The following is a 25,326-nucleotide window of genomic DNA, read 5'->3' on the forward strand; positions in this document are numbered from 1 at the left end:
TATGAAAAGAACGTTAATCATTTTATTTGGTCTTACATTACTCTACGTCGTAGGTTGTAGTGATGACTTTGTAGAAGTAGAACCAGATGGTTTTAATGATTCAGATTTTTTTAATTCTCAAGAAGAGTATGAAAGTGCTTTGATTGGTGCATATGATTTGTTGCAATCAACTTTTTGGAATGTATTGACTGGTATCGTTGCAAATCCAGATTACGCCGCGGGAGGTGATGCTTTTAATTATGACCAACCAACTCTTCAAAATATTAATTTAATGATTCATACTCCAGCAGATGAGAATCAATTAAGAAGTATTTGGGGATTAATGTATGCAGGACTAAACAGAGCAAATTTTATTCTTGAATTTAAAAATAAGACTGAATTCGCAGGTAAAGAGGAAATTATTGCAGAGGCTTACTTTCTTAGAGCCTATTATACTTTCGAGCTCGTGAAGCATTTTGGAAATGTACCATTAAAAACAGAAGATCGTGATGGTGCATTAAGAATTATGGATGAGAGAATATTTCCTGAAGATGAATTTAGTATGGAGCGTGTAGCGGATATTGCAACTGCTTACAGTCTTATCGAAGCAGATTTATTAGAAGCTATTCCGAATCTTCCAACAAATCAAGATTTACCTTATGAGGCAACCAAGGGAGCTGCGCAGGCTTTATTAGGAAAGGTATACTTGTATCACGGAACCTTTGATTCTTCAAAATTTGCCGATGCCGCTGGTCAGTTAAATCAAGTTATTTCAAGTGGTCAATATGGTTTAACTCACGGAGATGACTATGTTGCGCTTTTTGAAGGTGATGGCGAAAATGGTTCAGAATCCGTTTTCGAAATTCAATACACTGGTGTAGAACCAGCAGGATGGGGATGTATAGAATGTAGTCAAGGAACATATTTCCCACAGTTTTGCGGTCCAAGATCACCGTTCAGTAATTCAGAATTTAGAGCTGGTTGGGGTTTTTGTCTACCTTCTGTAGAATTATATGATCAATTTGAACCAACAGATGTTAGACGTGATGTAACATTTTTTGACTTAAGAGATAATCAAGATAGTTATTCACAAGGACGTGATGATACAGGTCTTTTTAATAGAAAGTATATGCCAAGAAGCGCGGCAGATGGTATCGGAGCTGACCCACTTAATTATTCTCAAAATTACAGGACTATACGTTATGCAGATGTTTTATTAATGGCTGCAGAAGCTGAAGCTCAGAGTGGTGGATCTAATGCGACTAGTTATTTAAATGAAGTTAGAGCACGAGCATACGGAAACAATGATTACGATTATGATGCTTCCGAAGGTGCATTACTTGATGCAATTTATTTAGAGCGTCGCAAAGAATTAGCTGGTGAAGGTCACCATTTCTTCGATTTAGTTAGGACTGGTAGAGCAGCCTCAACAATCGAAGGCTTTACAACAAATAAAAATGAGGTATTCCCAATTCCTTTAATAGAGTTACAATTAGCAAATGCTGAAGAGCGTTGGGGAAATCCAGGATACTAAAAAAAGAATTGTCAAATAAAAAACTAGATAAAAATGAAAATATTAAAAAAAGGAGCTTTCAAAGTATTAGCATTGTTGCTACTTATTAGTACGCCATATGCTTGTGATAACGAAGATGATTTAAATATCATTGCTGGATTGGATTTTACCATTGCAACATTAAATGCAGAAGGTAATCAAACAGGTGTAGTGGCAACTACTATACCACCAGACGGTAGAATTTTATTTACTGTAGATTTTGGAAACCCAAATGATGATGCTGATGTGTTTGAAACAAATGGTCCTATGGTAATGTATAATTATCCATTAGAGACTGCAACGTATACTATTACAGTTACGGCGTCTTTACCAGGAAGAGAAGATGTTACAATAACAAAAGATCATACAGTGATTTATGTCACTGAACCAGATCCAACACCAAACTCACCAATTGCTGGTACATGGAAATTGGCGCCAATTGCTGGAGCTTTCGGAGTAGGTCCAGGATTTAATGACACATCTTGGTTCTCTAGTTCTGCTGACGATGTTACAACAAGAGATTGTTTATTTGATGATGAATATGTATTTGGAACTGATGGTTCCTTTATGAATGTATTGGGTGATCAAACTTGGTTAGAGGCATGGCAAGGACAAGATCCTGAAGCTTGTGGTACACCAGTAGCACCGCATGATGGATCAGGAGCAGCTACTTACACGTTTAATGCTGCTATGGGTACTTTAACGCTTAATGGTACAGGTGCTTTTATGGGGCTTGCCAAAGTTATTAATGGAGCGGAATTGGCAGCGCCAGGTGACGCACCAGATTCCATTACTTATGTTGCAGAATTATCTGCTAATGGTACAATGTTAGAATTAGATATTCAAGTTGCCGGTGACGGATGGTGGTCATTTACATTCCAAAAAGATGGAGAAACGCCTCCACCAGCTCCTTCAGCATTAGAAGGTGTTTGGAAAATGGCACCAGAGGCAGGAGCATTCTTTGTAGGTCCAGGCTTTAATAGTAGTGAATGGTTTTCAAGTTCTGCTGATGATGTGACAACAAGAGCATGTTTCTTTGACGATGAGTATGTGTTTGGAGCAGATGGATCCTTTATGAATGTTTTAGGAGCAGATACTTGGTTAGAAACATGGCAAGGTGCTGCAACTGAAGGTTGTGGAGCGCCAGTAGCGCCACATGATGGTTCAAACGCAGCGACATATACTTATGACGAAAGTGCTGGAACCATTACATTAAATGGTCAAGGTGCATACCTTGGACTTTCTAAAGTTGTAAATGGAGCGGAATTAGCGGCACCGGGTGAAGCACCAGATTCAATTACATATCAAGCTGAATTAACAGATGGTGGTACAAGACTAGAAGTAGACATTCAAATCGCTGGAGACGGCTGGTGGTCGTTTACTTTAGTCAAAGATGATGCGGTTGCACCTTCGAGCCCGATAGTTGGGTCTTGGGCATTAGCACCAGAGGCAGGAGCATTCTTTGTAGGTCCAGGCTTTAATAGTAGTGAGTGGTTTTCTAGTTCCGCTGACGATGTTACAACTAGAGCTTGTTTATTTGATGACGAGTATGTATTTGGAGAGGATGGTTCATTTACGAATGTTTTAGGAGCAGATACATGGTTAGAGACATGGCAAGGTGCTGCAACTGAAGGTTGTGGAACACCAGTAGCGCCACATGATGGTTCTGGTTCAGCAACATATACCTATGATGAAGGTGCAGGTACGGTTACACTAAATGGTACAGGAGCTTTCTTAGGATTAGCAAAAGTTATAAATGGAGGCGAATTAACTGCGCCTGGAGATGCACCAAGCTCAATTACTTATCAAGTTGAGATCACCGATGGCGGCAATAGAATGGAGATTGATATACAAATCGCTGGTGATGGCTGGTGGTCATTCTCTTTTGTGAAGCAATAATTATTTAGTTTGTAAGTCTGTGACGAGGTCAATGCCTTAGCGTATTGACCTCCTTACTCAAAATTTGCTGAGACTTATTTGACTTACAACAAAAGATAATACTACAGGATTTCAATCCGAAATAATCAATTAAAAAAATCTTTAAATAAACCATATGAAAAATAATCTAATTGTTCTTTTTTTCATGTTTTGTGTGTCTTTGACATTTGCACAAGCTGATAAAGTAACCGTAGAAAATAGTGCTGATGGTTCTAGACTTCTCGTTAATGGAGAAAGCTTCATGATAAATGGTATGAATTGGGATTATATTCCAATCGGTACCGATGTTGTTGATGCAAGTTTCTGGACCAAATCAGATGACGTAATTAAAGCAGGATTAGATACAGAGATGTCCTTGCTTAAAAACATGGGTGTTAATGTTATAAGACAATATACAGGTGTTCCTGCTCGATGGATTCAATATATATATGAAAATTATGGTATTTACACCATGTTAAATCACTCTTTTGGTAGATATGGTTTAACTATTGATGGTGTTTGGACACCAGTTACCATTTATGATGATGCAAGAACATCAGAACTTTTAATGTCTGAGATTACCCAACTTGTTGAAGATTATAAGGATACACCAGGGTTATTATTATACCTTTTAGGAAATGAAAATAATTATGGTTTGTTTTGGCAAGGTGCTGAAACGGAAGACTTTCCTGACGATGAAGAACAAAAAGCTTTTATTGGGGAGTCTCGTGGTAGACCAATGTATCGTTTAATGAACGATGCAGCAGTAGCAATGAAAGCTATTGATCCTTCGCATCCAGTAGCTATTTGTAATGGAGATGTATTATTCATTGATATTATCGCGGAGGAATGTAAAGATGTAGATATCTATGGTACAAATACATATCGTGGGGCTTCGTTTACGGATATGTTCTACGTGGTTAAAGAGAAAACAGGATTGCCATTAATGTTTACAGAGTTTGGTGCGGATGCATTCAACGCAAAGGAAAACAGAGAAGATCAGAAAGCACAAGCTTATTATATGGTTGAGAATTGGAAAGAGATTTATCAAAATGCAGCTGGACTTGGTAAAGCTGGTAACTCAATTGGTGGATTTACATTTCAGTTTAGTGATGGATGGTGGAAGTTTGGATTTGATGATAGAAAAAATGCTGATGTTCATGATAACAATGCGTCTTGGTCTAATGGTGGTTATGCTATAGATTTGGAGCCTGGCCAGAATAATATGAATGAAGAATGGTTTGGAATCTGTGCTAAGGGACCAACTGATGAGAGAGGACTTTATGATTTATATCCGAGAGCAGCGTATTACGCATTAAAAGAAGCACATAGTTTAAACCCATATGACGAAGGAATGACCTTAGACTTCGTAACCAATTATTTTAAGAATATTGAAATAATGGATCATGTACTTAGAGCTAGAGGTGACAAGGCAGCACTTGGGGGAAACGACGCACAAAAAATTAGATTAAGTCAACTTACCGCAAAGTTTACAACTTTTAATACCGGTGGATCATTAATAACCACTCCAGAAAATGCGGATCCTAATGAGAGTGTATTTCCAAACCAATTAGGTTTTGATCACATGCAGTCGTATTTCATTGGTGTGGAAGGAAATCCTGCACCAAATGTAAGAGCAAACGTTGTTTTCAACTTGTTAGGAAATGTTGCTCAGAATCCAATCGATGAGATCTTTTATGAAAATAGAGGTCGTGTTGTAACGGTAGATACAGATCAAGGTGAAGTTACACTTAATGATATTAACAGATTAAATATTTATCAGAGTGAGTTTGAGTGGAATGCTAAGGATTTTGATTTAAGAGGATTTTACAGAACTGGTCACTTCCATTGGCAATATGAAGGTGATTTTTTCGGGTTATATCCTGAAGCAAATTATGGTCCAAATCTAGATATTTATGGTGGTGAAATTCTTGGGGCAGAAATAGATGGTAAAGGAGCCTTAGAAGGATTAAAAGCGGCTTTTGGTCCTCAATTATGGTGGGGAGCAAACCCAACGATGTTGTTCAAGTACCATAAAAAAGTTGGTAAGTATGATGTAACAGGTATATACCACAGAGACGTTAATAGAGAATTGAAGTTTGATGCAAACGGAAGACGTGAATTAGACGAAAACCAATTACGTTCTGGTATTATTCCTGCTTGGCCAACAGAAAGAGCAACACTTGCTGTAGAAAGAGAATTTGGGAAATTTGATATCACGGTAGGAGGTATTTGGGGTGGTAGTCCACTTAATGGAAGTTCATTCCAAATGTATGATGAAAGAGCAGATATTGTCGTAACTGATAAGATAAACAGTGATGATAATTGGGGTGGAAAAGCTAAAATTACCTACACAGGTGGAAGATTTAATATGTATGCGCAAGGCGCGATCATGGGGTTAGTAGCCAATGGTGGTTTTGATGCGACACGTACCTTTACAGGATGGAGATTAAAGGATAGTGGTAGTGGTAACGTAACAAACTTCTTATCTGGTTTTACGTACTCTTTTGGTAATCTACAAGTTGCACCTAATTTCATGTGGCAAAAGCCACTTGTTGACCCAATGCCAAATGGTGTTGCAGCACCTGGTCGTTTACGAAATGTAATTGATGATCCATTCGCAGTAAGAAATGGAAATAGAGAAATGACAGCTGGTGAGATTTTGTTCTCCTTTGATCCTACTCCAGGAACTTGGATGTATGAGTGGAATAATGACAGAGCTGAGGATGCTAAGTTTGCTATGAATTTAGGTTTTGTCTATCGTCATTTACCAACATCAATGGATGCACATATTGGTTTCTTAGCAAATCGTACATTTTTTGCCTTCCCTAACGCAGCACCTGCTGAAGATTTATGGGAAGTCCATTCGAGAATGGTATCTAAAGTCAATACCGATTTAGGAATCATTGGTAACTTCTATTATGGTAATGCACAAGCAAATGGTGATAGTGATAGAACCATAAAAAGATTTGGTGGAGATATTAGAGCTATTTACAAGAAAATGAAGTTAGAAACGCATGTAAAAGTTAACGATTGGGGTCCTTTTGATTATCATAGAGATTTCAACTTAACGTATCCATTACAGTTAATGCTAGATTTATCTACATCATTAGGAAAACCAGATTGGTTTATTCTGCCTAGCACAACCATTGGATTGAGAGGGACTTGGCGTTCATTAGATCAATTCTCTAACAGATATGCACCATTGGCGGCACCAGAATTTGGTGAACCACCAATTAGCCCAGTTGGATTCCCAGATGGTTCAGAATGGGAAATTAGAACATACGTACATATTAATATCGGTAAATAAAAAATTGAACTATGAAAAAATATAATTTAAAATATAACATTGCTATTCCTATTTTAGGAATGCTATGCATAGTGATGGTGAGTTGTGAAAGAGGTTATACTGACGAGGTAGAAATTGCAACATTTAATCCAAACGGAGAGATATTTACAGATGCACCTGTAGGTTTAACGGATGAATTCTTTACATCTTTTGACCCTGCAGTTGGTGCAAATACTGAAGGTTTTGGAACAGATGATGATGTTTCTTATCAAGGAACATCGTCTATTAGAATTGACGTACCTACACCAAACGATCCAAATGGAGGTTTCATTGGTGGAATCTTTTTAGATCGTGGTGCAGGTCGAGATCTTACGAGATATGATGCACTTACATTTTGGGTTAAAGGCTCAACAACGGCTACTGTTGGTACCTTCGGATTTGGTACGGACTTCGAAGATAACGAGCATGCAGTGACTCTAGACAATGTGCAACTTTCTACAGATTGGAGAAAGGTAATTATCCCAATACCAGAGCCATCAAGGTTGGTTCAAGAAAAGGGAATGTTTTTATTTGCAGCAGGTACACAAAGCACTAATGGTGTAGGTTATACCTTTTGGATGGATGAAATGCGTTTTGAACGTTTAGGAACCTTAGGTCAACCAAGACCTGCAATATTAGGTGGGCAAGATCAGACCGCACAAATTAATATTGATACATCCTTACCATTATCAAGCCTTTCACAAACTTATAATTTACCAACTGGACAAGATGTTACTGTTTCATGTGCACCAGCATATTTTGATTTTGAAACATCGAACCCTTTTGTTGCGTCAGTAGATGAGAATGGTGTTGTTACCGTAGATGGTCCAGGTGAAGTGGATCCAGACACAGGCCTTGTAGATAATACAGCTGTAATTACTGCATTTATGGGTGGTGTGTTAGCATCAGGATCGTTAACAGTACAATCTGTAGATATAGATGTTATTTCCATTTTTAGTGACCTATATGCTAATGTTCCTGTAGATAACTACAACGGCTTTTATTTCGATGGTTTCCAGACAACTCTTGGAGGTGCTGTTGTTGAGGATGGTAATAATATTATAGATTATACTGTAATGAACTTCGTAGCCATTGAATTTTATGGTCGAGAAGGTAGTGGTATTCAACCTGTAGATGCCTCTGAAATGTCAATGTTACATATTGATGTGAGAGTGAATGAGAACGTGGATCCGTCTGACTTCTTTAGAATAGAAATATTCAACAACTTCACTGAAGGCAATCAAGTTGCTGGTAGCTATACCATTTCAGGAAGTGAATTGGCTAGTAACGATTGGGTAGAGTTTGATATTCCACTTTCAAGTTTCCCTGGATTGACTGCTCAGGATGCTTTAGGTGCATTCATCTTTGTGACTGATGGTACAATTGCAAATGTTTCTTTAGACAACATTTATTTCTATAATGAAAATTAAAAACAAAAATTGCTGAATATGAAGAATAGAATTTCAATAATAAGATCAGGATCGTTAATCGTAAATGGGTTATTTTTTGTTGGTGCCATGATGTTGGTAACCAATTGTGATCCAGATGAAACTCAGACCGTTGCTAATTTCAAAACATTGTCATGGCATGATGAATTTGATGTAGACGGCGCACCAGACCCAAGTATGTGGACCTTTGATATTGGCACAGGAGATAATGGTTGGGGTAACGGAGAATTACAATACTATACCGATAGACCAGAGAATGTTGTTGTAGAAGATGGTATGTTAAAAATTACCGCAATACAAGAATCATTTGAAGGTGCTGGCTATACTTCAGCCCGATTATTAACTCAAGGATTATTTAGCCAACAATATGGTCGATTTGAGGCACGTATGAAATTACCATTTGGTAAAGGAATGTGGCCAGCATTTTGGTTGTTAGGAGATAATATTGATGAAATTGGATGGCCATTTTGTGGTGAGATTGACGTAATGGAAAATGGAGGTTCTAAACCAACTATTATTAGTAGTGCTGTGCATGGCCCAGGATATAATGCAGGTAATGCCATAACGAAAAAATATGAATTTGAACAAAGCCGTGTGGATAGTGAATTCCATGTTTATGGAATAGAATGGGGACCTGGTTACATCAATTATTACGTAGATGATGTCCTTTATAATCAAATCACACGAGATAATTTAGAAGAAGAAGGTGTTGAACGCTCAGAGTGGGTGTTTGATAATGGTCCTTTCTTTATGATTCTAAATTTAGCAATAGGTGGATCATTTGATGGCAACCCTAATGCAGATACTGTATTTCCACAGACAATGTATGTGGATTACGTAAGAGTTTTTTCGAGAGATTAAATAGCAACTATATTAAATTAAAAAAGGGTCAAGGCTTAATTTCTTGACCTTTTTCTCCAACTTTTAGAAAGTAAAACCAATTGACTTTTATTGTGAAAGATACTATTGCACAAAATAAAGATATTAACTTAGAGCCTGTTACAATTGATAATAAGGCTTACTTCAAGATTACTAATAGTAACAAAATGCGACCATTTTTTATGAGCATAGTAAGTGATTCTAATCACTGGATGTTTATATCAAGCAATGGTGGTTTAACAGCAGGAAGGAAAAATGCAGAATATGCACTGTTCCCATATTATTCAGATGATAAAATAACAGAGTCTTCTGAGATTACTGGGGCAAAATCAATCTTTCATGTAAAGAAGGATGGTGAGGAATTTATTTGGGAGCCTTTCTCCATTAGATACCAAGACAATTTTAATACACGAACTAATTTGTATAAAAGTGTCTATGGTAATGCCGTTATTTTTGAAGAGGAAAATCTTGATCTTCAACTTGTTTTTAGATACGAATGGTGTTCTAGTGATACCTATGGTTTCGTAAAAAAGACAAGTTTGCAAAATCTTTCAAAATCAAAGGTTGAAATTAATTTACTTGACGGAATTCAAAATATTATGCCTTATGGTGTAAGTAGTGCATTGCAGAATGCTAGTAGTAATTTAGTTGATGCTTACAAAAGAACTGAGCTAGTTAAAGAAACTGGGATTGGGATTTTTGCACTAAGCGCAATTATAGTAGATAAGGCGGAACCGAGTGAAGCCTTAAAAGCAAATATCGCTTGGTCAATTGGATTAGAAAATCCTAAAAATTTACTCTCTTCCTTACAATTAGATGCCTTTAGACAATTTAACGATGTAGAGCAAGAAACGGATGTAAAGGCAGAGAAAGGAGCTTATTTCATCAATGCAAATATTACCCTAGGATCTGAAGATTCTAAAGATTGGGTTATAGTTGCTGATGTCAACAAGGATACATCAGATATTGTTAGTATATCCAGTGAGCTCAAGAATACCCAAGAATTGAGGTCGCAATTAGAAACAAATATTGAGGAAGGAACCAAAGAACTCATAAAATTAAATGCAGCTTCTGATGCTTTACAATTAACATCTGACAATTACAGAGATACAAGACATTTTTCAAACACACTTTTCAATATTATGAGAGGTGGGATTTTTGATGATGGTTATGCGATTGAGAAATGGGACCTTAAGAAATATTTGGCGAAGGCCAATAAAAAGGTTTCAAGAAAATTAGAGGATGTTATTAATGGATTACCAGATACTTTTTCTATTTCATTATTAAAGGAGATTGCCAATAATTCAGAAGATAAAAACTTTAGACGTCTATGTTTAGAATATATGCCTTTAAAATTTAGTCGTCGTCATGGTGATCCTAGTCGTCCATGGAATAAATTTTCAATTAACACAAGAGATGAAGTTGATGGGTCAAAAATCTTAGATTATGAAGGTAACTGGAGAGATATTTTCCAAAACTGGGAAGCGTTAGCATGTTCTTATCCTGAGTTCATAGAGAGTATGATCCATAAGTTCTTAAACGCAACCACATTTGATGGGTACAACCCTTATCGTGTTACAAAAGACGGATTTGATTGGGAAATTATTGAACCAGATGACCCATGGTCGTATATAGGGTATTGGGGCGATCATCAGATTATATACTTGCTGAAGTTTTTAGAATTTATTGAAGACTATACTCCAGGGAAACTAGAGAGCTTCTTTGATAAAGATCTATTCGTATATGCAAATGTGCCGTACAAAATAAAGGAATATAGAGACCTCCTTAAGAATCCAAAAGATACGATTGAGTTTGATGAAGAATTAGATAAAAGAATTCGTCAAGATAGAGATGAAATTGGAGCTGATGGAGCCTTACTGAGAGATGAAAATAGATTAATAGTTAAAGTTAACTTCATTGAGAAGATTTTAGCTACCACACTTGCTAAGTTATCAAACTTTATTCCTGAAGGTGGTATATGGATGAATACACAACGTCCTGAATGGAACGATGCAAATAATGCGTTGGTAGGGAATGGTGTCTCCATGGTTACACTTTACTATTTAAGACGATTTTTAAAATTCTTTGATCAGGTATTTGAAAGTACTGAGACTGCTTCGGTGTCTATATCTGATGAATTAAAGGTGTTCTTTGAAGATGTACACCAAGCATTTAAAACCAATGCACATGTTTTAGCATCGTCCATTAACAATAAGGATCGCAAGACAATTGTTGATGCCCTTGGAATTGCTGGTAGTAAGTATAGGGAACAAATTTATAACAGTGCTTTTACAGGTCGCAAGTCAAACGTTGAACTCGCAAGGTTAAAAGATTTTGTCTCTGTAAGTCTTGAGTTTTTAGAGCATGCTATAGAAGCTAATAGACGACAGGATAATTTATACCATGCTTATAATTTAATGACTGTAGAAAGCCAAAGTGAAATTTCTATTTCCTATTTGGATGAAATGTTAGAAGGTCAAGTAGCTGTTTTAAGTTCAGGGTATTTAAGTCCAAAAGAAAATTTATCGGTACTAGATGGTTTAAAGCAAAGTAAGTTGTTTAGACCAGATCAATACAGTTACATCTTATATCCATTTAAAAACCTGAAAGGGTTTATGGATCGAAATACCATTCCTTCTCAGGATGTGAATGATTCAAAATTACTGACAACTTTAGTGAGTGATGGCAACGCACGTATTTTAGAAAAAGATATCAATGGGGACTTCCATTTTAATGGAAATTTCAAGAACGCAAATGACCTAAAAGATGCATTGAATGCGTTAAGGTCTTCTGAATATGCAGAACTGATTGAAAAGGAGGAAGGACAAGTATTGCAGGTTTTTGAAGATATTTTTAATCACAAAGCGTTTACCGGTCGTTCTGGAACATTCTACGGTTATGAGGGACTAGGCTCTATTTATTGGCATATGGTTTCTAAGTTACAATTAGCAGTAATGGAGTGTTGCCAAGCTGCAATAAAGGATAATGCGTCGCCTGAAGTGGTTGGTAGATTATTAGAGCACTATTACGAAATTAATGAAGGTATTGGAGTCCACAAGTCTCCTGAGCTTTATGGAGCATTCCCAACGGATCCTTATTCGCATACACCAGCTGGTAAAGGTGCACAGCAACCAGGAATGACTGGTCAGGTAAAAGAAGATATTCTGAGTCGTTTCGGTGAATTAGGTGTTTTTGTAAAGTATGGATTATTATTATTTAACCCTTGTATGTTGAGGAAAGACGAGTTTTTAAGAGTTAATCAGTCTTTTAATTATGTGGCTGCAAATGGCGAAGACTCAGTATTAGATATTAAACAAGGTGAATTGGTATTTACCTATTGCCAGGTTCCAATTGTGTATTCTATTGCGAAAGAATTTAAAACGACAGTGACATTTAATGATGGTTCAGAAAAGACATTTGATACTTTGGCCTTAGATGAAGAAACGAGCACATCAATATTTAATCGATCTGGTGAGGTAAAATGTGTTACTGTTTATATTAAACAAACGTATTTAAAATAAAACAATATATCATGACAAGAGGAAAATTAATAGCATGTGTTTTATCTATAATTTTCGTGATGTCTTGCAATGAAGAAAACAAAAAGGAGCAAGAGACTATAACCCAAATAGAGAAAGAAGTGACAGCAAAAGACATTTTAGGTAAACCGGATTATTTGGCAATTTCATATGGTGGTTATCGCGAAAAAACGAGAGACAGTCAACCTTCTATTCCAGAATTGAAGGAAGATTTAAAAATACTCTCTGCAATGGGAGTTAAGGTGCTGAGAACTTATAATGTGCAACCAAAATTACCACATGCATCAAATGTGTTAAAAGCCATATCAGAACTTAAATCGGAAGACGAAAATTTTGAGATGTACGTGATGCTTGGTGCTTGGATCGACTGCCTTAATGCTTGGACAGATAAGGTGCCAAACCATAATGTTGAAAGCCCAAATAATGAAGGTGAGATTGAGCGAGCAGTCGCCTTAGCTAATAAATACCCGGATATTGTAAAGGTTATTGCTGTTGGTAATGAAGCTATGGTAAAATGGGCGACTTCTTATTATGTTCAACCAGATGTAATATTAAAGTGGGTAACACACCTTCAAAATCTTAAAAAAGAAGGAAAATTACCCAAAGACCTGTGGATAACAAGTTCTGATGATTTTTCCTCTTGGGGAGGAGGTGATTCCCAATATCATGTAAAAGACTTAGAAAACTTAATTAAGGAGGTAGATTTCATTTCTATGCATACCTATCCTTATCATAATACCCATTACAATCCAGAATTTTGGGGAATACCAGAGGCACATGCCGGAATGCCAGATTCTACAAAAATTGAAATGGCTATGGAACGTGCTATAAAGTTCGCTCAGAAGCAATATGATAGCGTGACTAATTATATGAAAAGTTTAGGTGTAAATAAACCGGTTCATATTGGAGAAACGGGTTGGGCTACAACATCAACAGGTCATTATGGTCCAAATGGATCTAGAGCAACCGATGAGTACAAGCAAGGTTTATACTATAAACAAATGCGTCGATGGACGAATCGTGCAGGGATTTCATGTTTTTATTTTGAAGCCTTTAATGAACAATGGAAAGATTCGCATAATCCTAAAGGATCGGAGAATCATTTTGGATTATTTACTATAGATGGTAAGGCTAAATTTCCAATTTGGGATTTAGTGGATAAGGGAATTTTTACAGGTCTCACGCGCAATGGTAATGAGATCACTAAAACCTATGAAGGAGATAAAAAGACACTTTTAGAAGATGTTTTAGTCCCACCAACAGAAGAAGAAATTATGGTAAATCGATAAACTATGAAAGGATTAAGATTTGGTATTTGTTGCTTAATATTAGCTACGATGAGTTGTAATAACGAAGAAAGTAAAGCCCTTGAAGTTGAAGTCTATGAAACTTCAGTCAATGGAAATCAATTAACAAAACTCACAGAATTTAAAGCTTTAGATTCAGCTTCATCAATTACAATAAATCCAGATCAAAAATTTCAAACAATAACAGGCTTTGGAGGTGCCTTTACAGAATCTTCAGCTTATCTCTTAAATCAACTAAGTAAAGAAAATAGAGATAAAATTTTACAAGCCTATTTTAGTCAAGATGGTGCAAATTATTCGTTATGTAGAACACATATGAATTCTTGCGATTTTTCTTTAGGCCAATACTCCTATGCTCCTACTGAAGATAAAGAATTAAAAGATTTTTCGGTTAAAGAAGATTTGGATGATTTGATTCCTATGATTAAAGATGCGAAAGCTGTTTCTCAAGATGGATTTAAGCTTTTTGCATCACCATGGACAGCACCACCATGGATGAAAGATAATAAGGACTGGGTAGGTGGAAAATTATTACCAGAATATTATTCTACATGGGCTTTATTTTTTGCAAAGTACGCAGATGCCTATAAAGAACAAGGAATAGATCTTTGGGGATTTACTGTAGAGAACGAGCCATTGGGTAATGGTAACAATTGGGAAAGTATGCATTATACGCCAGATGAGATGACTGACTTCGTAGTTAATCATTTAGGACCAAAGCTCGATGCAGATGGAAAAGGTGATTTAAAAATATTAGGATACGACCAAAATAGAGAGCATCTCAGTGAGTGGGTAGAATCTCAATTTAGAACTGAAGAGTCTTCTAAATATTTTGATGGAACAGCAATACATTGGTATGCAAGTACTTTTGAGGTCTTTCAGGATGAATTACAAAATGCACATAACAAAGCACCAGATAAACTTCTTATTCAATCTGAAGCTTGTATAGATGCCGAAGTACCAGTTTGGAAAGATGATGCTTGGTATTGGAAAAAAGAGGCTACTGATTGGGGTTTCACTTGGGCACCTGAAGAAGACAAACATCTTCATCCTAAATATGCTCCTGTAAATAGATATGCTCGAGATATTATAGGATGTCTAAACAATTGGGTTGATGGTTGGGTAGACTGGAACATGGTATTAGATACCAAAGGAGGACCGAATTGGTTTAAAAATTGGTGTATCGCACCAGTGATTGTAGATCCAGAAAAAGATGAGGTGTATTTTACACCACTCTATTATACTATGGCACATTTTAGTAAGTATATCAGACCAGGTGCAGAGGTTGTTGGCGTTGATCACACAGATAAGGAACTAATGATTGCAGCGGCTAAGAATCCTGATAATTCTATTGCTGTTGTCATTTTTAATGAAGGTCTGGAGGATAAAGCATTTTCACTTAACCTTGGCGATAGTACTAAGAAGTTATTAATTAATGCTCAGGCCATACAAACTTTAATAATACCAACAAAAACGAAATAAAACTAACTAACTAATATCTAAATACATGTCACAATACAAAACTTCAGCGAAGGATAAGGTGCCTGTAGGTCAGAAAGCAGCCTTTGGCGCAGGCCATTTTATCTTAAATATTTTACCAGGAACTTTAGGCGTATTTATTCAGTTCTTTTTATTAACTGCTTGGGGTGTCGACCCACTATGGGCAGGTTTATTAGGTGGACTACCAAGAATATTTGATAGTATTACCGACCCAATAATGGGCTTTATTTCAGACAACACCAAGTCAAAATGGGGACGTCGTAGGCCATATATTTTCGTAGGTGCCATTATAAGTGGTATTCTTTTCTTTTTAATGTGGCAATTAGATGACAATGCCTCTCAGAGCTATATTATCTGGCATGTCATGATACTTCAGTTACTCTTTTTAATAGGTAATACGATGTTTGCAACGCCACTTGTTGGATTGGGTTACGAAATGACTTCAGATTATAATGAGCGCACAAGACTAATGGCGTTTTCCAACACAATGGGTCAAATTGCGTGGATGATTGTTCCATGGTTATATGTAATTATTCCTGATACAGAGACATTTAATACGCAGACTGAGGGCGTAAGAACGATGGCCTTAATTGTTGGTATATTGTGTGCCGTTTTTGGAATTTTGCCAGCCTTATTCTGTAAAGGTATCGATTCCTCTCACATGGAAAATCGTAAGGAAATAAACTTTAAGACCCTAGCTTCAAATATGAAAGAATTGGTGGCAGGGATCGTACAAGTTTCAAAGAATAAACCATTTATGAAGCTTTGTGGGGCAACCTTCTTAGTCTTTAATGGTTTTCAGTTAGTTGCTGCATTTGGTGTATTTATTATCGTGTTTTACATGTACAACGGAAGTTATGAACTTGCTGGTACTTGGCCTGCATGGTTTAATACGATTAATGCCATGATTACCGCTTTTATTGTGATTCCTATTATATCTAGAATGGCTAATAAATGGGGAAAGAAAAATGCATTCATTATTTCTACAGTTTTATCGATTATAGGATATACTTTAAAATGGTGGGGATTTGATAAAGAATTGAATAGTGAATTTGCTCAGACTGGTTTAGCTAAAAGTTTAAACTCTGGAGTGAGTTCAATATTTGAATCCATAAATCCAACTTTAGAGAATATAGGAATGTCTTGGTTTAGTATAGATCCTGGAACTGAAATTCCTTGGTTAATCTTCGTTCCTATTCCATTATTTGCTTTTGGTATGGGTGGTTTATTTACATTAATGATGTCTATGACTGCAGATGTATGTGATTTGGATGAATTGGAGAATGGGATGCCACGTAAAGAAGGAACTTTTGGAGCTATATACTGGTTAATGGTGAAAATTGGTCAGTCTATAGCATTAGTATTAGGAGGTGTTATTTTAAGTATAGTTGGGTTTGATCCAAATGTTACCGAGCAATCAATTGAGACTATGAATAATTTGAGGATAGCCGATATTATTGTGCCTTCTGCCACTGCAGCATTGGCAATTTGGGTAATGTGGAAATACAGCTTAACTGAGGAACGTGCAAAAGAAATAAAAGCGGAGCTTATTGAGCGACGTGGTGAATTATAATTAAAGAAAAATAAATTTTATAAATGTCTTACAGAGAGAAATCTTATTATGATTATAAAGGTTATAGCCAAATTGCTACGCAAGGCCTTGACCTTTCAAGCTTTTCAACAGAAGAACTAAAAGCCCTATGGTTAAAAACATTAAATGATGGGTTTCATGGGATTTGCTTTAGTATGTATGAGGATGGACAAGAACCAGGAGATCATATTAGCTTTAAGCAGGTTGAACGTAGAATAAGTATTTTAAAACCGCATGTAACGGCCATCAGATCATTTTCCTGTATTGAGGGTAATGAACATGTTCCAGTTGCGGCTAAAAAACATGGTTTAAAAACTCTTGTTGGTGCATGGTTGAGTGACGATAAGGAGGATAATGAAAAAGAAATAGAAGGATTAATTGCACTAGCTAAGGCAGGACATGTTGATGTTGCTGCTGTTGGGAATGAAGTCTTATATAGAAATGATTTAACTAAAGAAGAACTTCTAGAGTATATTAAACGTGTTAAAGATGCTCTAGAAGGCCTAGATATACCTGTGGGTTATGTAGATGCCTATTATGAATTTTCTCGTCATCCTGAGATTGTTGAAAATACAGATGTACTACTTGCTAATTTATATCCATTTTGGGAGGGTTGTCCAATTGAGTACTCACTAGGTCATATGCAAGCTATGTATGGTCAGGTTGTCGATGCTGCTCAAGGAAAGCCTATAATTATCACAGAAACAGGTTGGCCAAGTGAAGGAGGTGGATTTAATGGTGCTATAGCAGGTGATGAGGCTGCTATGAAATATTTTATAGATACCATTACGTGGACCAAAAAGAATGATATCCCAATTTTCTACTTTTCGTCGTTTGATGAGTCTTGGAAAACGGGTGATGAGGGCGATGTAGGAGCATATTGGGGCTTATGGGATAAGCACGAAAATCTAAAATTTGTTTAATTAGGACGTTTCATGTCACGGAGAAAAGAAAAGTACTTTGCACTAGCTTCCATGGATTATCAAGGGAAATCTCTTGATGAGTTAAAGGCCATGTTTAAAACTACTTTAAAATCTGGGATGCATGGTTTATGTTCTAGTCCTTATCAAGAAGGACAAAAACCCGGTGATCAATTATCTGAGAAACAGATTCGCAGAAGATTAAAAATCATTAAACCTTATACCAATTGGATTCGTTCTTTCTCATGTACAGATGGTAATGAACTTATACCAAAAATCGCCAGAGAAATGGGAATGAAGACACTCGTCGGTGCTTGGTTGGGTGATGATCCAGAAATTAATGAAAGAGAACTCGAAGGCTTAATCAGTTTATGCCATAATGGGTTGGTAGACATCGCAGCAGTCGGAAATGAAGTGATGTATAGAGGTGATTTGACTGAAGCGGAGTTACTGGGAAAACTACATTATGTAAAAGATTCCATTAAGAATTTACAGGTTCCGGTAGGTTACGTTGATGCTTATTATGAGTTCGAAGAGCGACCAGCCATAACGGAAGCATGCGATATTATTTTAGCAAATTGCTATCCATTTTGGGAAGGCTGTGATTTGGACTATTCTTTACTTTATATGAAGGATATGTATAACAAAGCCAAACTAGCTGGTAACGGCAAACGAGTGGTGATTACGGAAACAGGCTGGCCAAGTGAAGGTACAAATCTACAAGGTGCCTTTCCATCCGAAGCTAATGCCATTAAATACTTTATTAATACTCAAAAATGGTCTCAAGAAGAGGATATCGAAATATTCTATTTCTCTGGTTTTGATGAATCTTGGAAAGTTGGTGCTGAAGGCGATGTTGGAGCATATTGGGGTATTTGGGATAAAGACGAAAAGCTTAAGTATTCCTAGTTTAGCTTTTGTTTTCAAAATTCAATTAAATCTTGGTGTTTCTTTATCTTTACAAAAGTGAATTGAAAAAGTATGAAAAAGAAATTCAATAAGAGCTTAATTAAGGTTTTTACTCTTTATTTATTAGTTTCAAACTGTAATGATCAACCAATTAGAGATTTAAATCCTAGTGAGTTGACCGAAGGATTTAAATTATTGTCACCTGAGCAGACAGGGATTGATTTTAATAATAAAATCAATGAAACCCCAGAGTTTAACCACTTCTATTTTAGTCAGATTTACAGTGGTTCTGGTGTTGCCATTGGAGATATCAATAATGATGGATTATCTGATGTCTTTTTTGGAGGCAATCAAGTCAATGACAGATTGTATCTCAATAAAGGGAATCTTAAGTTTGAAGATATTACTAAATCTTCAAAAATTGCGCGTAAACCCGGATGGACTTGGGGTGTTACTATGGTAGATATTAATTCAGATGGTTATTTGGATATCTACATGAGTAGAAATGGAAATTCGATAAAACTGGAGGACAGAAGTAATCTACTGTATATTAATAATCAAGACTTAACCTTTACAGAATCAGCTCAGAAATACGGACTTGCGGATGTGGGGTTTTCATCCCAAGCTATATTTTTCGATATGGATAATGATGGAGATCTTGATATGTATCAAGTCAATCAGCCAGCCGACGCAAAACTTTTTCTAATTCATGATATACCAAAGAAAGATTACAAATTTTTTGGTGATAGACTCTATGAAAATATTAACGGCAAGTTTAAAAATATTACTGAAAACGCTGGTTTAATTGGTAAGACTTATAAATATGGTCTAGGTGTTTGTGCTGGAGATTTAAATAATGATGGTTGGACTGACTTATATGTTACTAATGATTATGAGCAACCTGATTTGTATTTGCTTAATAATAAAGATAAAACATTCACCAATGTGATAAATGATAAAATGAAACATATTTCATTTTACAGTATGGGCATTGACATTAATGATATAAATAATGACGGACAGCAGGATGTATTAACAATTGATATGACACCATCGGATCACTATAGATCTAAAGTAAATATGCCTTCAATGGATTCAGATAGATTCTATCAATTAGTAAATGATGGGAGCCATTATCAATACATGAAGAATGCACTTCAGGTTAATGTAAATGAAGGTGAGTTTTCAGATATTTCAAATCAAATCGGAATTTCGAGAACAGATTGGAGTTGGTCTGGCTTAATGCAAGATTTTAATAATGATGGTTTCAAGGATATTATCATATCTAATGGTGTAAAATATGACCTTTTAAACAATGACTATAAGGCATCTCTAGTAGGATTAAAAGATGTTTCAGTAGATCATTTTTTTGAACTCAGTAAAAAAGCACCTAAAAAGAAAATTGGAAATCAAATTTTTGTAAACAAAGGTGACTATAGTTTCAAGGATTCTAGCAAGGATTGGAGTTTTGATACACCTACTTACTCTAGTGGAATGGCCTATGGTGATTTAGATAACGATGGTGATCTGGACATTGTAATTAATAATATGGAGGATTATGCTCATGTTTATGAGAATACAGCCAATGGTAATTTTATAAAGATAAACTTTGAAGGTTCTGATCTCAATACGATAGGTATTGGAGCAAAAGTGGTAATTAGTTACGATGGAGAACAACAAGTGGCAGAACATTATAATACGCGAGGTTATTTTTCAGCTGTTGAACCAGGTTTGTTTTTTGGCTTAGGTAAGACCACGTTATTAGATAAGGTTGAGGTAATTTGGTCTAACGGCACATCTAATGTATTTGAGAATGTACAAGCGAATCGAGTTGTTACGGCAAAGTATTCTGATGCAAAACCTTATAAAAAGGATGATATAGAAAATAATAGGCTTCTTGCCAAAGTTGAGTCAAAAGATTTTGGGATAGACTATAAGCATCAAGAAAATTATTTTGATGAATATGTTGAGGAAATCTTATTGCCTCATAATATATCCCAAAATGGGCCTTTTGCTGAAGTTGCTGATATTAATAATGATGGCTTAGATGATCTCTTTATAGGAGGTGCAATGGGACAATCGGGCGTTCTATACATTCAAAATGGTTCTGGAGCATTTACCTTGGCACAAAACCAACCATGGGCAGAAGATAAAGCGTCTGAAGATTTGGGTTGTTTATTTTTTGATGTTGATAATGATGGAGACGTAGACTTATATGTTACTAGTGGTGGTAGCGAATATAAGCATGGCGATAAAAATCTTATTGACAGGCTTTATATAAATGACGGTAATGGTCAATTTAAGAAGTCGCAGAATGCATTGCCTAAAATCAGTGCAAGTACGCAGTGTGTCAAAGCATCAGATATAGATAATGATGGCGACTTAGATTTGTTTATCGGTACACGTGTAATTCCTGGACGTTATGCCTTCCCTGCTGATAGTTATATTTTACTAAATGAAAATGGAAAATTCAGTAAAGCAAATAGTGAGATTGCACCAGATTTAAAAAATATTGGAATGGTCACTGATGCTGTTTTTACAGACATTAATAAAGACGGTAATGAAGATTTAATGATTGTTGGTGAATGGATGCAACCTAAAGTACTTTTAAATACCAATGGTAGGTTTGAAGATGCTTCAACTCAATATGGACTAGAGGATACCAGAGGTATCTGGTGGTCGATTACGGCCTCAGATTTAGATGGTGACGGTGATGATGATTACATCCTTGGCAATCTTGGTAAGAATAATAAATTTAAAGCTACGGAAGAACATCCTTTTAAGGTATATGCCAATGATTTTGATAACAATGGTACCAATGATATTGTTCTGGCAAAATTTTATAAAGATGATTATGTGCCTGTAAGAGGAAGAGAATGTACAAGTCAGCAGATGCCGTATGTTGCTGAGAAGTTTGAGGATTACCACAGTTTTGCATCTTCAAAGCTTTTTGAAATACTCCCAGAAGATAAAGTAGATGAAGCTGTGATGTATGAAATTAAAAGTTTTGAAAGTGTTGTTTTATTCAATGATTCGGGATCGTTAGTAAGAAAAACTCTTCCTAATCAAGCACAGTTCTCTCCAATAAAGTCGTCCATAGTAAAAGATGTAAATGGAGATGGCATCAAAGATATTATTATTGCTGGAAACCACTTTGGGGTAGAGGTTGAAACGACACGCTATGATGCTGGTTTTGGAAGTGTATTAATTGGTTCAGATGAAGGATCTTATACGCCACTAACTCCAAGTGAAAGTGGTTTTTACGTGCCAAATGATAGTAGAAATTTAAAAACTATAAAAATTGGAAGCAAAGAGCTGTTGTTGGTAACAAATAACAATTCTAAAATAGAGTTATTCGAATTAAAGAGTTAATTTTTAGTTGTAGTGGTTTCTCTAAATTGCCAATTTCTTGGATTAGCTTCTTAAGTGCCTGAAAATCAATTAAAAACAATTTATTTGGCTTTAATGATAACTTGTTAAAATTCGTTGTGTATAGTTTTTGTATAGGTTGTTTTAACCTAAAAAATGAATAATTATCACGTTATTGTATTAAATATTAACTAAATATTAAACAAACATGAAAAAAATTACATTTTTATTAGCCGTGTTAATTACGGCTTTTGGTTTCTCGCAGACCGTCGTTCAAGATTTTGAAGATGGAGATGGACCTTACGGACCATTTGGTGGAGGAGCTGGTTCTGTAGTTGCCAATCCATCGGTGGATGCAGATAATGGAAGTGCGAATGTAGCACAAGTTGTCGCAACAGCTGGTCAGCAAGTATGGCAAGGAATCAATATTAGTATTGATCAAAATGTTGAAGTCTACACAGGAGATCCAACTATGACTTTAGATGTTTATTCCACAACACCTATTTCTATTCTTGTAAAGGTAACTGCTAGTACGGATAGTGGTCCTGATTCTGCAACTTCAGTGACTCACACTGGTAGTGGATGGGAAACTTTAACGGCAACATTTGATACTGGGCTTGATGGTACAGCTCCAGCTGATGGTACTTATTCAAACTTTGTAGTTTATCCTAATTGGGATCCTTCTGGTCCTGGATACATCGATCCTTCTATAGATAGAACTGTATATGTTGATAATATTGCAGGTACTGTACCAACAGGACCAACATGTTCTGATGGAATACAAAATGGTGATGAGACAGGTGTTGATTGTGGTGGTAGTGTATGTGATGCATGTCCAGCGGAACCAACAACAGCGCCACCAACTCCACCTGCAAGAGATCCAGGTGATGTAATCTCTATTTATGGAGATGCATACGGTACAGAAGTTGGTTTAAACAACGTGCCGTGGGATGGTTCAGATTTCACCGAAGAGACTTATGCTGCTAACGATTTATTAGAAATCTCTTTTGGAGGCGGTTTCATGGGTTCAGGATTAGGAACTGTAACTGACGCAACGGCTATGACTCATTTCCACATGGATTACTTTATAGCTGATGCTTATTCTGCAGGAATGGTATTTAATTTAAAATGGTCTAATCATACTGGAGGTGCTGGTGAAACAAATGCAGGTGAATTAACTATTGCATTACCAGGAGATGGAACACAAAATCAAACATGGGTTTCGGTAGATGTTCCTTTAACTGACTGGACTGCTGGCATAAGCCCAAGAGAAGCTTTAACGGAGTTCTTAATTACAACTCAAGCAGGTACTGCATACATAGACAATATATACTTCCATAACAACCAAGTATTAAGTACGGATCAGTTTGAAACAGCTGAATTTAGTGTATTCCCTAATCCAACAAATAATGATTGGAATATTAACGGGAATTCAGAAATTACTAAGTTAGCCTTATTTGATATTTTAGGGAAAGAAGTATTATCTATCGCACCAAATTCTAATGAGGTGACTATTGATGCAACTTCATTTAAAACAGGAGTTTATTTTGCGCGTATTGAAGGTGTAAATGGTACGAAAACAGTGAAATTAATTAGACAGTAATTATTTTACAGATAGAATAACTAAAAAAGTGGTTGTTTTTACAACCACTTTTTTTTTAAATAACTAATCTTTCAATTATAGAACTATGAATAGAATTACAATTTTATGTCTTGCCCTTGTAATGCCTTTATCAATATTGGCTCAAGAATTACCTTTGGATTTTGAGGTGGCAGAAGATGATAACTGGAGCGCATTTAATGGTGCTACAGTTGGAGTTGTTGTAGACCCAACAGATGCTGGTAACCAGGTGTTGGAGCTTTCAAGTAATGGTGTAGACTTTGATGGTGCTGCGTTAAATATGGGCACCTACATAGATTTATCTGATGATAATAATAATACAATTACCTTAGACTTTTGGGCACCAGATGCGACGTCTCGTACGCATTTACTCAAACTAGAAGGTGCGGCAAATGGGCCGGTTGCAACAGAATTATATTTTAATACAAATGCAGCGGGTTGGCAAACGATAACTTTAGATTTTGGACCTGGGCTAGCAAATGACTATCCAATTTTGGTTCTATTCGCTGATGCTGGTGGCGGAAATACAGCAACTGGTACCTACTATATTGATGATATCAGTGGGCCAAATGGTGCAGTAATACCAGAAGATCCAGTTCCTTCTGGACCGGCGTCAATTCCTACAGTACCAGATTCTGAAGTTTATAGCATCTACAATGATAATCCAGGTTATTCAACTAACTTTCCAGTAGCTTACGACTTTGGTACACTTTCTGGAGAAATAGACTTGGATGATACGGCTAATGTAAACAACGCACTTAAGTTTAATTTTGGTGTTGCAGGATGGGGACAAGGTGAAGGAGGACCTGATGATGTATCATCATACGGGTTTGTTTCTTTTGATTATTGGGCAGGACCAATGGTAGTAGGTTTTGATTTTGTAATGATTAGTAATGATGGAGGTGTAACAGAACATAAGTATCAAATAAGCATTCAAGAACCAATTGTAAATGAGGCCTGGACAACAGTTGAAATTCCAATGTCATTTTTTACAAATATTGGATTTGCAGATACTGCATTTTGGCAATGGAAGTTTAGTCCACTTAATGATAGTGTAGATAACAATGGTATTGTATATATAGATAACTTGCTTTTAACTCAAAACTCGCTTTCCACAAGTGAATTTGATTTAGAAAGTGTCGGTGTCTATCCAAATCCAACAACAAACAATTGGAATATTAATAGTAAGGCAGAAATCTCAAAGTTGGTTTTATTTGATATGTTAGGTAAAGAAATATTGTCTATTGTACCAAATACAAATGAGGTAGCCATTGATGCGACTTCATATAAAACAGGTGTTTATTTTGCACGTATCGAAGGTGAAAATGGCACACGTACTGTAAAGTTAGTTAAGCAGTAAATTCCATATTTTAAATTAAAAAGATAAAAGTGTGTTTGTTATAAATAAGCACACTTTTTCTTTTACCATCTACTTTAATTGCCTTAATTTCGAGATTCAGTAAAATC

At 36.1% G+C, this 25,326-nt stretch carries 14 protein-coding genes; all 14 read left to right on the plus strand.

Annotated features, from left to right (window positions below; translation table 11 throughout):
- Window position 1: 1 nt before the first annotated feature.
- The 14 genes from ACRHOC_RS12095 (at window position 2) to ACRHOC_RS12160 (ending at window position 25,219) form a co-directional block, all read left to right on the plus strand.
- A complete protein-coding gene (locus ACRHOC_RS12095) occupies window positions 2–1,513 on the plus strand; it encodes a RagB/SusD family nutrient uptake outer membrane protein (RefSeq protein WP_431158907.1) in 1,512 nt (503 codons plus the stop codon).
- A gap of 33 nt (window positions 1,514–1,546) precedes the next feature.
- Window positions 1,547–3,430 (plus strand): hypothetical protein, encoded by a 1,884-nt coding sequence (locus tag ACRHOC_RS12100; protein ID WP_431158908.1) that lies wholly within the window; start codon window positions 1,547–1,549, stop codon window positions 3,428–3,430.
- Between the two features lie 154 nt (window positions 3,431–3,584).
- Window positions 3,585–6,758 carry a glycosidase gene (locus ACRHOC_RS12105; protein ID WP_431158909.1) on the plus strand — a complete coding sequence of 1,058 codons (3,174 nt, stop codon included), beginning with the start codon at window positions 3,585–3,587 and terminating at the stop codon, window positions 6,756–6,758.
- Between the two features lie 11 nt (window positions 6,759–6,769).
- On the plus strand, window positions 6,770–8,206 hold the full coding sequence (locus tag ACRHOC_RS12110; protein WP_431158910.1) for a carbohydrate-binding protein: 1,437 nt from the start codon (window positions 6,770–6,772) through the stop codon (window positions 8,204–8,206).
- A gap of 18 nt (window positions 8,207–8,224) precedes the next feature.
- Complete coding sequence (locus ACRHOC_RS12115) at window positions 8,225–9,085, plus strand: glycoside hydrolase family 16 protein (protein WP_431158911.1); 861 nt, start codon at window positions 8,225–8,227, stop codon at window positions 9,083–9,085.
- 89 nt (window positions 9,086–9,174) lie between these two features.
- Window positions 9,175–12,624, plus strand: coding sequence for a hypothetical protein (locus ACRHOC_RS12120; RefSeq protein ID WP_431159027.1), 3,450 nt, complete (start codon window positions 9,175–9,177; stop codon window positions 12,622–12,624).
- Between the two features lie 11 nt (window positions 12,625–12,635).
- Window positions 12,636–13,931 (plus strand): glycosyl hydrolase family 17 protein, encoded by a 1,296-nt coding sequence (locus ACRHOC_RS12125; RefSeq protein ID WP_431158912.1) that lies wholly within the window; start codon window positions 12,636–12,638, stop codon window positions 13,929–13,931.
- Window positions 13,932–13,934: 3 nt separating this feature from the next.
- Entirely contained in the window at window positions 13,935–15,431 is a 1,497-nt protein-coding gene (locus tag ACRHOC_RS12130) for a glycoside hydrolase family 30 protein (protein ID WP_431158913.1), read from the plus strand.
- A gap of 25 nt (window positions 15,432–15,456) precedes the next feature.
- The gene (locus tag ACRHOC_RS12135; protein WP_431158914.1) at window positions 15,457–17,022 is read left to right on the plus strand and encodes an MFS transporter; all 1,566 of its coding nucleotides are present in this window, start codon (window positions 15,457–15,459) and stop codon (window positions 17,020–17,022) included.
- A 23-nt stretch (window positions 17,023–17,045) separates the two neighbouring features.
- Window positions 17,046–17,963 carry a glycosyl hydrolase family 17 protein gene (locus tag ACRHOC_RS12140; RefSeq protein WP_431158915.1) on the plus strand — a complete coding sequence of 306 codons (918 nt, stop codon included), beginning with the start codon at window positions 17,046–17,048 and terminating at the stop codon, window positions 17,961–17,963.
- Between the two features lie 12 nt (window positions 17,964–17,975).
- Entirely contained in the window at window positions 17,976–18,869 is an 894-nt protein-coding gene (locus ACRHOC_RS12145) for a glycosyl hydrolase family 17 protein (protein ID WP_431158916.1), read from the plus strand.
- A gap of 72 nt (window positions 18,870–18,941) precedes the next feature.
- Entirely contained in the window at window positions 18,942–22,241 is a 3,300-nt protein-coding gene (locus ACRHOC_RS12150; RefSeq protein ID WP_431158917.1) for a VCBS repeat-containing protein, read from the plus strand.
- 205 nt (window positions 22,242–22,446) lie between these two features.
- A complete protein-coding gene (locus ACRHOC_RS12155; RefSeq protein WP_431158918.1) occupies window positions 22,447–23,841 on the plus strand; it encodes a T9SS type A sorting domain-containing protein in 1,395 nt (464 codons plus the stop codon).
- Between the two features lie 85 nt (window positions 23,842–23,926).
- Window positions 23,927–25,219, plus strand: a complete 1,293-nt coding sequence (locus ACRHOC_RS12160; protein ID WP_431158919.1) for a T9SS type A sorting domain-containing protein — start codon at window positions 23,927–23,929, stop codon at window positions 25,217–25,219.
- The last annotated feature ends 107 nt before the right edge of the window (window positions 25,220–25,326 follow it).

Origin of the sequence: Winogradskyella poriferorum (genome assembly GCF_050618035.1) — a bacterium.
GTDB classification, from domain to species: Bacteria; Bacteroidota; Bacteroidia; order Flavobacteriales; family Flavobacteriaceae; genus Winogradskyella; species Winogradskyella poriferorum_A.

Coding starts and splice junctions, on each gene's coding strand:
- ACRHOC_RS12095 (WP_431158907.1), top strand. CDS start 2: ATGAAAAGAACGTTAATCATTTTATTTGGTCTTACATTACTCTACGTC.
- ACRHOC_RS12100 (WP_431158908.1), top strand. CDS start 1,547: ATGAAAATATTAAAAAAAGGAGCTTTCAAAGTATTAGCATTGTTGCTA.
- ACRHOC_RS12105 (WP_431158909.1), top strand. CDS start 3,585: ATGAAAAATAATCTAATTGTTCTTTTTTTCATGTTTTGTGTGTCTTTG.
- ACRHOC_RS12110 (WP_431158910.1), top strand. CDS start 6,770: ATGAAAAAATATAATTTAAAATATAACATTGCTATTCCTATTTTAGGA.
- ACRHOC_RS12115 (WP_431158911.1), top strand. CDS start 8,225: ATGAAGAATAGAATTTCAATAATAAGATCAGGATCGTTAATCGTAAAT.
- ACRHOC_RS12125 (WP_431158912.1), top strand. CDS start 12,636: ATGACAAGAGGAAAATTAATAGCATGTGTTTTATCTATAATTTTCGTG.
- ACRHOC_RS12130 (WP_431158913.1), top strand. CDS start 13,935: ATGAAAGGATTAAGATTTGGTATTTGTTGCTTAATATTAGCTACGATG.
- ACRHOC_RS12135 (WP_431158914.1), top strand. CDS start 15,457: ATGTCACAATACAAAACTTCAGCGAAGGATAAGGTGCCTGTAGGTCAG.
- ACRHOC_RS12140 (WP_431158915.1), top strand. CDS start 17,046: ATGTCTTACAGAGAGAAATCTTATTATGATTATAAAGGTTATAGCCAA.
- ACRHOC_RS12145 (WP_431158916.1), top strand. CDS start 17,976: ATGTCACGGAGAAAAGAAAAGTACTTTGCACTAGCTTCCATGGATTAT.
- ACRHOC_RS12150 (WP_431158917.1), top strand. CDS start 18,942: ATGAAAAAGAAATTCAATAAGAGCTTAATTAAGGTTTTTACTCTTTAT.
- ACRHOC_RS12155 (WP_431158918.1), top strand. CDS start 22,447: ATGAAAAAAATTACATTTTTATTAGCCGTGTTAATTACGGCTTTTGGT.
- ACRHOC_RS12160 (WP_431158919.1), top strand. CDS start 23,927: ATGAATAGAATTACAATTTTATGTCTTGCCCTTGTAATGCCTTTATCA.